The organism is Suttonella sp. (genome assembly GCF_056855035.1).
On record NZ_JBXGGR010000006.1, the window covers coordinates 1 to 10364 of the forward strand.

Below are 10364 nucleotides of genomic sequence, written 5' to 3' on the forward strand. Positions count from 1 at the left end.
CAAGAAAAAGAATATGAAATCCCCGCCCCAAAGTCCTGAACAAAAAAGGTTGTTAAAACAAAGATGTGTTGTTGAAACGATTTTTGATCAGTTAAAGAATCTATGCCAAATTGAACATACTCGCCATCGTTCAGAGAAGGGATTTTTGTCGAATCTGATTTCTGGATTAACGGCATATTGCTTGTTTGCGTATAAGCCGCAGATGTTTGGGAAGAATGCTTTGGCGGCTGCTAAATAGAGGGAGCTTATCCCGAACTCAGGTTATTTGTACTGTCTGCGGCTCGCCGCCTTGTACTACTTTTCCACTTCTCCGACTATAAAATCGCCCATTTCGAGGTCGCGGAAGTGATGATGATGTTCAGCAGCAGGGTTAGCACTAAGACGCCGAAAATGGTAATGCCGGCGGGCATTTGCAGGGATTTTAAAAATTCCGCGCCGGATAAGGCGATGAGGGTGCCGATGCCGGAATGGTTGAATGAGTAGAGAAATTGCGCGCAGAAGAAGGAAAACACGATGAACGGCACGAGGCTGTAAGTGATTTTTTCCATGGATTTGGTGATGCTACGCTTATCGGCGAAGGTGCCGGCGATGATGCCATGTACCAATGAGGGGACGGCGAATAAAATCAGCAGCAGCGGCACAATCATTTGCATGATAGGCGCTTTCGGGCTGGTCAAAGAACCGTCGGGGGCGCGCAGCAGCGATTTTTCCGGCAGGGCGGCGAAGAATAAGCCGAGCAGCATGATGCCGAGGGTCAGCGAGGCGCAGCGGAAGGCTTTGATGTCTTGCGCGCTCGGCGGCGTGATTTGGGTATTGTGCGGGTCGATGTCATTGTCCAGCGGCATGCTGCGTTTCAGGCGCGGGTCGATGATTTTTTCGGTAATCCACCAGCAGACGCCGATGACGAAGAAGGTGCTGGCGAAGCTCAAGAAGTAGTTGCACAGTACATTGACTTCATAGCTGGGCTCGATGATACGTGCGGCGTTTTGCGTGAAGCTCTGCATGATGGGGTCGATAATCGAGGGCGTAAAGCTGGCGGAAAAGCCGCCTGCCAAACCGGCGAAGGAAGCGGCGATGCCCGAAAGCGGATGTTTGCCGACGCTGTAGAAGACCAAAGCGGCGACCGGCATCAGAATCACATAGGCGGAATCGGAGACGATATGCGCGGCAACCGATACGGTGATAATCGCCGGCGTAACCGCTTTTTTCGGAATGACCGCCAAGGCGCGGCTCAAGCCGACGTTCACAAAGCCGCTGGCTTCGGCAAGACCGATGCCCAAGGTGGCGACAATCGTAATGCCCAGTGGCGGGAAGTTGATGAAGTTTTTGGTCAGCACGGTCAGGAAATTCACGATTTCCACCGGTTGGAAAAGGCTTTTAACGACGAGTTTTTCTTGATTGACGGATTGATGTAGTCGAAATCAATATAGGACAAGGCCCATGATAAGAGCCAGCAAATAGCGAGAGCATAGACAAAGAGGATCGTAATATCGGGTAGTTTGTTGCCGATATATTCGATTTTTTGCAGCCAATCGCGCTGAGGTTTCTGTTCCATTTGTTTTCCTCCTGAAAAGTGGTGGCGGAAAACTATAACAAAATGGATAGAATTTTTTAATGTTTTTCTAGTGCTCTGTTTTGTTTCTGTTTATGCGGATAATTGCGGGGCGAGATAGTATTGCTGCGTGCTGTCGCAGTAGCGGCAGCGCATCTGCATGCCGTAAAGCGCATCCAGCGCTTGGCTGCGCGCCAGTTCGTCGGCAGGGCATTCGCCGAAGATTTGTCCTTCTTTGAGCATCACAATGCGGTCGGCTTGGTTTATCGCCAAAGCGGGGTCGTGCAGAATGGCGATGATGCTCAAGCCGCGTGTTTTCAGTTGCTGCAAGAGGGCAAAAAGTTGATATTGATGATGAATGTCGAGATGGTTGGTGGGTTCGTCCAAAAGCAGCCATTTGTCGCTTAAATCGGCATCGAGGGTGGGCAGCAGTTGTGCGAGGACGCGCGCAATATGGGCGCGGTGCTGTTCGCCGCCTGAGAGTTCGGCGCTGCTGCGGTCTCGCAATGTATTGAGCGACATGGCGTTCATTGCCCAGTCGCAGACGGCTTGGTCTTGTTGCTGCGCCGCCTGTGTGCGGTAGGGTTCGCGTCCTAAGCGCACCAGTTCAGCAACCGAGAGCGGAAAGGCGATGCTGCTGTGTTGGCTGAGCATGGCGCGTTTTTGCGCCAGCGCCAGTCCGCCGAATTGGGCGAGGCTGTGTTCTTGATGAAAAATCTGCGCGGCGCTGTGGCTGTGGTTGCCGCTTAGGGCATTGAGCAGGGTGCTTTTGCCGGCACCGTTCGGCCCGATGATGGCGGTTAATTGTCCTTGTGCAATATGTAGCTGCGGCACGCAGAGCACTTCGCGTTTGCCCTGTGTGATGCGGAGATGGTGAAGTGTCAGGATAGTGTTCATAGGCGTTTTCCGCTTTTCCAGACCATGAGCGCGAGGAAGGGCGCGCCGAATAAGGCGGTGAAGATGCCGACCGGAATTTCCGCAGGCGCGGCGAGGCTGCGGGCGAGGGTGTCGGCAATCACTAATAAGATAGCGCCGCCCAGCAGGCTGCTCGGCAGCAGGTAGCGATGATTGCCGCCGCCGGCAAGGCGCATCAGATGCGGAACGACTAAGCCGATAAAGCCGATTGCGCCGACGCAGGCGACGCTGCAGGCGGTCAGCAGGGCGACATGGAAGACGAGGCGGCGTTTGATATGTTTGACGGCAAAGCCGATGTGTTCGGCATCGGCTTCGCCGAGCGTGAAAGCGTTAAGTGCGCGGTGTTCGCGCCAAATCAGGGGCGCGGAAAAGGCGAGGGCGGCAGCGAGCAGCGCGACCATCGACCAGTTAATGCCCGCCAGCGAGCCCATGCTCCAAAATGTGAAGCTGCGCAATTGGTTGTCGTCGGCGATATAGACCAAAATGCCGGTCATGGCGCCCGTGAAGGCGGCAATGGCGATGCCGATGAGCAGCATGATGGCGATATGCAATTGTCCTTGGCGGCGCGAGAATTGATAGAGCAGAAAGGTCACCGCCCAGCCGCCGACAAAAGCGGCGATCGGCAAGGCGTACAGCATCAGGGATTTGGATATTAATGGTTGAAGGATGACCAAATACAATGCTGCCGCCAGTCCTGCGCCGGAGGAGACGCCGATAATGCCGGGCTCGACTAAGGGATTGCGGAACAGTCCCTGCATGGTCGCGCCGCTAATGGCTAGGGCGGCGCCGATGAAGACGGCCGCCAAGAGTCGCGGCAGGCGGATTTGCCAGAGGATATAGGCGGCGCTTTGGCAGGAAGCCTCGCTGCACCACCATGCCTCAAGCGGCAGTCGGCTGGCGCCGATATGGGCGCAAATCACAAGGCTGATCAATAATAAAGCAAGCAGGCTAAAGAGGAATTTCACGGCGTTTTCTCATAGTAAATGCGCTAGGCTTTTGCCGAACATCATCAGGGCGAGAAGGGCAAGTATGCCTAGGCTTAAGCGGCGGAACAGGGCAAAGGGCATGCGTTTGCGCAGGCGGATGCCGCAGAGCAGGGCGGCAATGGCGGCGAGGGTGGGCAGAAGCAGGGTCGCGGCGATATGCGGCAGCGCGATAATCTCGTGCCATAAGAGGGCGATTTGCACGATTTTCGCCAGTCCGAAACAGAGATTTGCCGCCTGCGCGATTTTGTTTTTATCCTGACTGACGGCGAGCAGATACATCATCAATACCGAGGACATGGCATTGGTCGCGCCGCCGATGATGCCGGCAAACAAGCCGTAGGCAAGGGTAAATGACAGCGTATTCGGCATTGCCAAGACGATGTTGCGCCGCGCGCAGAGGATGTAGATCGCAATCAGCAGCGAGAGCAGGCATTGCAGCCATGCGGAAGGCAAAATCAGCAGTAATTTGACGCCGGCGAAACTGCCCAGCGTGGCTGCCGCTGCCAGCGGCGCATAGCAGCGCACTATGGGGAGCAGCGCGCCGCCGCTGAACATGCTGATGAGATTGACGAGCAGAATCGGCAGGGCGCTGAGTACCACCGTCTCTTTCATACTGAGGGACAGGCTGAGTATGGCGGTCAAAACGAGGGGAAAACCGATGCCCGCCGCGCCGTGCAAAAAGGCGGCAAGGGCAAAAACGCTGGCGAGGATAAGCGGCGGCATGGCGAAACATCATGCGGCAAATACCGCATGATTTTGCTTTTCGGCTTAGCCGCGTTGCGCTTGTGCCAAGGCAACCAGCGCATCGCGCACGGCATTGGCATCGGCGGCAGGCTGCTCAAAGGGCTGGAAATACAGTCCGTCGACGTATTTGAGGGTGCAGCCGTAAGGATTGACCGCCGTCATCAGCACCTGCGCATCGTCGGGAATATTTTGCGGCGCATCAGGCAGATGGCGGAGATAGCCGCGCATGGCATCGTGATGGTCTTCGTTCATATGCGTGATGATGCGTTCGCAAATGTCGAGCGCCAGGGCTTGATGAGTAAAAGGTGCGTCGGCGCTGACCCAGCGGATGTCGCCGAATCCCATGATGATGCGGAATTTTTTGCTGTGCAGACGGAAGAAGCTGAAATGGTGCGTGGCTTCGTAATCCTGCGCCTGCGGATAGTGGGCGAAATAGCGCGCGCTAATGGCGGGGATTTCCGCTTCAGGCACGGGCAGCAAATCGCCGATGGCGCTTAAACGCCACTGGGTTTGCACGTCGCCGTGCGGACGATGTTCGCGCATAAACAGACAGGCTTTGGGATTGTGCAGGGCGTTTTGCGTATGCTCGGCGATATGCCCGATGAGTACCACAGGGCGGTAGGCATCGTCTAAAACATAAGGCACGACTGAGGCGGCAGGATAGCCCGCCAGCGGCAGTTCGTCGCGGTAAATGGTGGAAAGGGTGCCGGCAAATTGCGAAAACCAGATATTGCGCAAATCCTGCATGGCTTTAAGCGTGGTGTAGCGGTCTTCGGGCGCGCGTTTGATGTCTTGCGCGGTTTTGGCTTGCGCCTGCGGGCTATGGGTAAAAAAACGATCGTTCATAGGATTATCCTTTAATGTGTGGCATCGGTGGTGCGTAAACAGGGCGCAGCGGTTTTCAACATCGCGGCGGCATAGCGGGCAGTATAAGCGCTAAAGCCCAGCGCCTCTAAGATATTGACCGAAAATACGCAGCCTTTGCGCCCTGCCGCCGTGTTGCTGAGTAGGGCATATTGCGGATGCTCGGCGGCAAGCGGCTCAATCGTGATGGATTTGCGCGCCCCTTCGCGGCTGGCAAGGAAAATCACATCGGCATCGGAGGCGGCTAATGCTTCGTTTGCCAAAGGTTTGTTGCCCTCAGCATCAAAGCGGTTTTCCAGCTGCAAAATCTCTAAAAGATGCGCGCCTGCGCTGTTGCGACCTTGCCCGAATACGCCTTGCGTGCCGGTGTCGATAAGCACCAATGCGCTGTTTCCCGCATATTGTGCGGCAATGGCGGCAAGCGCTGTTTCATCGGCAAGAATCTCGGCAATCAATTTTTCGCCGGCGGCTTGGGCGTCTAAGGCTTCGGCAATCAGGGCAATATCTGTGCGAATCCCTTCAAGGCTTTGCTCGTCTTTCAGGGCTAAGAGGGGCACGCCGCTGGCTTTGATTTGCTCGGCTACCGCCGGTGGACCGGCATCGGGCGCCATCAGAATTAAATCCGGTTGCAAAGATAAGATGCCCTCGGCGGATAATTGGCGGCGATAGCCGATTTTGGGCTTGTCTTCCATGACATCGCGCGGACGCATGGAAGTGGTATCCACGCCGAGCAATACATCGGCTTTGCCCAATAAGGCGACCACTTCCGAAGCATTGCCGGCGGTGGAGACGACGCGCTGCGGCGCCTCGGCTTGGGCGGCAAAAACGGCTGCCGCCAATAAGGGAAATATTAAGGTTCTCATGAGATTCTCCAAAATATAATTAAGTAACTTAAAAATCCCATCATTTCATTAAGCTTAGCTTCTTTCTTTGTAAATTTTTGACGCTGCGCTGGGCGTTACTTTTTTTGCCTTACCAAAAAAAGTAACCAAAAAAAAGCAACCCCGTTGCGGCGATTTGCTCTGCAAACTGCCTTCGCCAATTTGAATTTTTCGGCGCGTGCCAGACTCGCTATGCTCAAACATGGCATGCTGATTCCCGAAAAATTTTGCATTGTCTCAGCGCCGCAAAGGGGATGTGGGGTTCTTCGTGAAATCATTTCGTTTATTTGTTCTTGCTTGTTTCTTTGCTAATTGGAGATGTATAGTCTCTTAACGTCAAAATGAGATTATTTCTAAGTTGTTTATGATAAATCATGGCAAAAAGCCGAAACTTTTTGCCATTGGGTTCAGATAATAATGGTTTTCTTTAGAAATCATAGCGAATCGATGCGCCGAACCAGCGACCGGGGGCGGAGTAAATTTGCTGATCGAGGCTGTTGCTCAAGGTTTTGGCATCGCTCCAAGGAATGTAGGCTTTGTCAAAGGCATTGAAGACGCCGGCGCGGACAGTCAGGTCCGGAATCGGGCGGTAGTAGCCTGTGAGGTCAAAGACGCCATAGCCGCCTGTGGGCAGATAGCCGCTGCTTGGCAAATCTTTGCTTTTTTTCGCGCTGGCGAAATGCCATTTACCTGTTACGCCCCAGATGTTGCTAGGTGCATCGTATTGCAGACCGAGATAACCGGAAAGTGGTTCGATATTCGCCAGCGCTTCGCCGCTTTGACGGTCTTTGCCTTTGGCATAAGCCAGCGCCAATTGGGCGGACAGTCCGTTTAAAGCTTCGTTGATGGCGCCGAAATCCAGCCCCGCGGCAAGCTCGGCACCGTAAATTTCCGTGCTGGGCAGATTGATGCTGGTAAATTCGCCCAAGCCGGTTGCAGGATTTCTGCCGATGGAATGCTCGGTTTTGATGAAGTTTTTATAGCGGTTGTAAAACAGGCTTAAATCATGATGGAAAATGCCGTTGTCGCTGCGCCAGCCCAGCTCGATACCGCGGCTTTTTTCAGGTTGTAAAGAAGGATTGGCAACGTAGGAATAGCCTCTGGCTCTGTTTTCAAAGCCAAGATTGGTTTCTTTGAAACTGGGCACGCGAAAGCCCTCGGCATAGTTAGCATAAAGGCTGTGTTGCTCGTTAATATCGTATAAAGCACCTAAGCGGAAGGAAAATTCTCCTTCGCTAAATTCTTTCAGCTGGAAATCGCTGCCCGCGCTATTCCAGAAAATCGCATCGGGCTTGGTTTTGAGGCGGTAATAGTCGTAGCGGATGCCGGGGATTAAAGAAAAGCCGCTGTCGCCGAAACTCAGGCGGTTTTGGGCAAAGACGCCGATTTGGCTAATCTCGCTGTCAGGCGCGTTTTTATCATGCGTAATGGTATTTGTTGCGCCGAATTTGTCGTAGCCGTAACGCAGCATCGAAACGTCTTTCCGATTGATATTCATGCCGTACACCCAATCTTGGGCGACATTGCCTGCAATATGTTTATGCAATTGCAGTTCGCCGCCGATTTCTTTGACTTCATAATCGGATTGACGGAAACGGTCGCCTAAAATATTGCGTGCATTTCTGCCGTTCATAATACTGTTTTGCTGTGATGCTTGTTTTTGGGCGAAAATCTGCCAATGTCCGCTATCCGCCCATGCCTGATGAATCGTAAAATCATGGCGCAAAGCCAGCGATTGGCGTTTTTGTTCGTCTTCTGCGCGATTGCTGTTGTAGTTATACGGATTAAGCGTCGCCATATTGACAGGATTGCCCGTATCTTTCAGGAGATTACTGTCATGCTCAAAGCGGTAATCCGAGACTTTGAGGCTTAAGGTATGGTTTTCATTAGGTTTAAAGCGCAATTGCCCCTGAATATTGCGGCTTTTATTGTCTTCAGGATTCGGGCTGCTGCGGCTGGCGCCGATGGCATCATTGCCATGATGATTCTCGCGTTCATGTCCTTGCGAAAAACCTAGACTCACCAAGCCGTCCCATTGCGGCGATAAGGCAAAAGCCAAGGTTGCTTCTTGGGCGAAAGTATTGCTGTCGCCGTGATAGCTTGCCCCGATGCTGCCGCCGAAATGTTTGTCCGCTTGCAGATAATCATCCGGAGTTTTGCTTACAAAACTTACTACGCCGCCCACGGCATCAGAACCGTGCAAAGAAGAAGCCGGACCTTTGATGATTTCCACCTGCTTCATATTATTCAAATCCAAATATTGGCGACCGGCGGTTTGGAAAGGCCCGAAGCTGAAATAATTGGCGATTTCCTGACCGTCAACCAAGAGTTTGACGCGGTTGCCGCTCACGCCGCGAATCGTCACATCGCTTAAACCGTAGCGCCCCTGTCCGTCAAAAGATACCCCCGGTACGCTTTCCAAAGCATCTTCCACGCTTAATGCCAGATGATTCGCCAGCGTTTTGTCGTTGAGCACCGTAATATTATTGGCCAATTTGTTCAGAGGCGAGTTTTCCCGCGAAGAACTGACGGTAATCGGATTCAGCTCGATGGCAGTAGCGGCAGTATCGACTTGTTGAGCAAAAGCAGGTGTATAGAGTGCTGCGCACACAGCGGCGGTCAATAAAGAAGGGCGAAACATGGCAATCCTTTAATGGTTTGGAAATGAGGAACGGATTTTAAAACAAAAGTCTAATGAAATTCAATCTTATTATTTTTATCTTATGCGATATAGACTTAGAGCAATCAATCATCTATATACACCGTTAAGGCATGGAAATACCAAACCATATTTTTGCACTTAAGAGTGCTTCTACAACGAAATTAAGCCAGGTGTTTTTTGTATGTAATCTATTAAAAAAATAAATAATTTTATCTTATTTGCTGAGAAGGTCTTATCAAAAAATGACTAAAAAATTTTTCTGTGATGCTAAATTTATTGATGCTCTGATGTTTCTTTTATCTGAGCTTTTTTATTCTTCTTCAAAATCTTAAGCGCCTAAAAAAGGCTTCTGCTAGACTGGCGGTTTTCAAACGCAATAAGGATTGATGATGGATTGGAAAGGCGGCAGACGTAGCAGTAATGTGCAAGACCGACGCGGCGCGGGCATGAAAGCAGGCGGCATTGGCTTGGGCGGTATTGTGATTGTCTTAATCGGTTTGTTTTTCGGGGTGGATTTGAACACGAGGCTCGGCTTTGTGCAGGGCACGGGCGGCACTCAGCAGTATCAGCAGCAGGCAGCGCCCGCAGATGCCAAAAGCCAAGAGCAGGCGGAATTTGTGCGTGTGGTGCTGAGGGCAAATCAAGATCATTGGCAGCAGCAGTTTAAGCGCTACGGCTTGAATTTTTGCGCGCCGACTTTGTGGTCTTATTCAGCAATCAGACGCAAAGCGCTTGCGGCACGGCAAGCAGCATGACGGGGCCTTTTTATTGTCCGGCGGATCAGGGGATTTATATTGACTTGAATTTCATTCAAGACATGCGGCGCATGGGCGCGAGCAGGAATAGCGAGGTGGTGGGCAATTTTGCCCTTGCTTATGTGATTGCACATGAATTCGGGCATCATATTTCCCATTTGACCGGCGTATTGTCGCAGGCGCATAAGGCAATGAGCCAAGCGGGTAATAAGGCGCGGGCGAATGCGATTTCGGTGGCGCTGGAATTGCAGGCGGATTGTTATGCAGGAGTTTGGGCAGCGAATTTGAGCAAATACCGCATCAATGCGAGCCGCGCGGATTTGGAGCATGGTTTGCAGGCGGCTTCTGCGATTGGCGATGATCGCATTATGGCATCGGCAGGACGCAGCATTAATCCCGAGAATTTTACTCATGGCAGCGCCGAGCAGCGGATGCAGTGGTTTGCCCGCGGTTTGCAAAGCGGCGATATGAAGAGTTGCGATACTTTCCAATAGCCTAGGGTAGGTAAATCCTTGCCTATACAGTTTAAATACAAACTAATGCTATGTTTTAATGTGAAATATTTTATTTCAAACAGTCTGAAATAAAGTAATGCGGTGTGTATAGTCTCTTCAGATTAAAATGATACGCCTTAAAACAACATATTGAAATATTTTCAATATGTTGAAAATATTTATTGTCTCATTTTAATCTGAAGAAACTATATAAAAACGTGAGGGCAAGAACTTTCCTATCTTACTTTAGACTTCCTGCGAAACTTAAAATCCCGCCTCCAAATTCACAATAGCAACAATCAAATTAAGCCGTAGCCCCAAGCGTTTACAATGATTACGGTAACGACAAGCAAGAATTTTAAAAACTTTCATCTTAGCAAGTACGTTTTCAACCTTTATTCTACATGATGAAAGTTCGCGGTTAATTGCCTTATCCTGTTCAGTTAATGGCTTTTTCTTACTGGCTTTAATCGGAATGCGAGCTGTTTTATACCACTTATTTATACCCAAA

Annotated in this window: 10 protein-coding genes and 1 pseudogene; 3 read left to right on the forward strand and 8 right to left on the reverse strand. The window is 51.4% G+C overall.

Going from position 1 to position 10364, the window contains the following annotated elements:
- Window positions 1–238: transposase (locus tag ACJHVI_RS00695; RefSeq protein WP_483182663.1), on the forward strand; the 238-nt coding region annotated here is incomplete at its 5' end.
- 76 nt (window positions 239–314) lie between these two features.
- Here ACJHVI_RS00695 and ACJHVI_RS00700 read toward each other — a convergent pair.
- From ACJHVI_RS00700 to ACJHVI_RS00730, 7 genes and pseudogenes are all read right to left on the reverse strand, one after another.
- Window positions 315–1555: pseudogene (locus tag ACJHVI_RS00700) on the reverse strand (AbgT family transporter).
- 90 nt (window positions 1556–1645) lie between these two features.
- Window positions 1646–2449, reverse strand: coding sequence for an ABC transporter ATP-binding protein (locus ACJHVI_RS00705; RefSeq protein WP_483182664.1), 804 nt, complete (start codon window positions 2447–2449; stop codon window positions 1646–1648).
- Complete coding sequence (locus ACJHVI_RS00710) at window positions 2446–3432, reverse strand: FecCD family ABC transporter permease (protein WP_483182665.1); 987 nt, start codon at window positions 3430–3432, stop codon at window positions 2446–2448. Before ACJHVI_RS00710 ends, ACJHVI_RS00705 begins: the two co-directional genes overlap by 4 nt.
- A gap of 9 nt (window positions 3433–3441) precedes the next feature.
- Entirely contained in the window at window positions 3442–4176 is a 735-nt protein-coding gene (locus ACJHVI_RS00715; protein WP_483182666.1) for a TSUP family transporter, read from the reverse strand.
- Between the two features lie 45 nt (window positions 4177–4221).
- The gene (locus ACJHVI_RS00720; RefSeq protein WP_483182667.1) at window positions 4222–5043 is read right to left on the reverse strand and encodes a HugZ family pyridoxamine 5'-phosphate oxidase; all 822 of its coding nucleotides are present in this window, start codon (window positions 5041–5043) and stop codon (window positions 4222–4224) included.
- A gap of 11 nt (window positions 5044–5054) precedes the next feature.
- Complete coding sequence (locus tag ACJHVI_RS00725) at window positions 5055–5924, reverse strand: heme/hemin ABC transporter substrate-binding protein (RefSeq protein WP_483182668.1); 870 nt, start codon at window positions 5922–5924, stop codon at window positions 5055–5057.
- A 445-nt stretch (window positions 5925–6369) separates the two neighbouring features.
- Window positions 6370–8583, reverse strand: a complete 2214-nt coding sequence (locus ACJHVI_RS00730) for a TonB-dependent hemoglobin/transferrin/lactoferrin family receptor (protein ID WP_483182669.1) — start codon at window positions 8581–8583, stop codon at window positions 6370–6372.
- Window positions 8584–8990: 407 nt separating this feature from the next.
- On the opposite strand from ACJHVI_RS00730, the gene ACJHVI_RS00735 reads away from it, so the two are divergent.
- On the forward strand, window positions 8991–9359 hold the full coding sequence (locus tag ACJHVI_RS00735; RefSeq protein ID WP_483182670.1) for a neutral zinc metallopeptidase: 369 nt from the start codon (window positions 8991–8993) through the stop codon (window positions 9357–9359).
- On the forward strand, window positions 9356–9853 hold the full coding sequence (locus tag ACJHVI_RS00740) for a neutral zinc metallopeptidase (protein WP_483182671.1): 498 nt from the start codon (window positions 9356–9358) through the stop codon (window positions 9851–9853). The genes ACJHVI_RS00735 and ACJHVI_RS00740 overlap by 4 nt, the downstream gene beginning before the upstream one ends.
- Window positions 9854–10117: 264 nt before the next feature.
- On the opposite strand, the gene ACJHVI_RS00745 is transcribed toward ACJHVI_RS00740, so the two are convergent.
- Window positions 10118–10364 (reverse strand): transposase family protein (locus tag ACJHVI_RS00745; protein WP_483182672.1); only part of this gene is annotated, 247 nt, incomplete at its 5' end.

What these genes read in the sequence shown, in the direction of transcription:
- ACJHVI_RS00740 (WP_483182671.1), top strand. Translation starts at nt 9,356, where the DNA reads ATGACGGGGCCTTTTTATTGTCCGGCGGATCAGGGGATTTATATTGAC.
- ACJHVI_RS00720 (WP_483182667.1), bottom strand. Translation starts at nt 5,043, where the DNA reads ATGAACGATCGTTTTTTTACCCATAGCCCGCAGGCGCAAGCCAAAACC.
- ACJHVI_RS00735 (WP_483182670.1), top strand. Translation starts at nt 8,991, where the DNA reads ATGATGGATTGGAAAGGCGGCAGACGTAGCAGTAATGTGCAAGACCGA.
- ACJHVI_RS00725 (WP_483182668.1), bottom strand. Translation starts at nt 5,924, where the DNA reads ATGAGAACCTTAATATTTCCCTTATTGGCGGCAGCCGTTTTTGCCGCC.
- ACJHVI_RS00715 (WP_483182666.1), bottom strand. Translation starts at nt 4,176, where the DNA reads ATGCCGCCGCTTATCCTCGCCAGCGTTTTTGCCCTTGCCGCCTTTTTG.
- ACJHVI_RS00730 (WP_483182669.1), bottom strand. Translation starts at nt 8,583, where the DNA reads ATGTTTCGCCCTTCTTTATTGACCGCCGCTGTGTGCGCAGCACTCTAT.
- ACJHVI_RS00705 (WP_483182664.1), bottom strand. Translation starts at nt 2,449, where the DNA reads ATGAACACTATCCTGACACTTCACCATCTCCGCATCACACAGGGCAAA.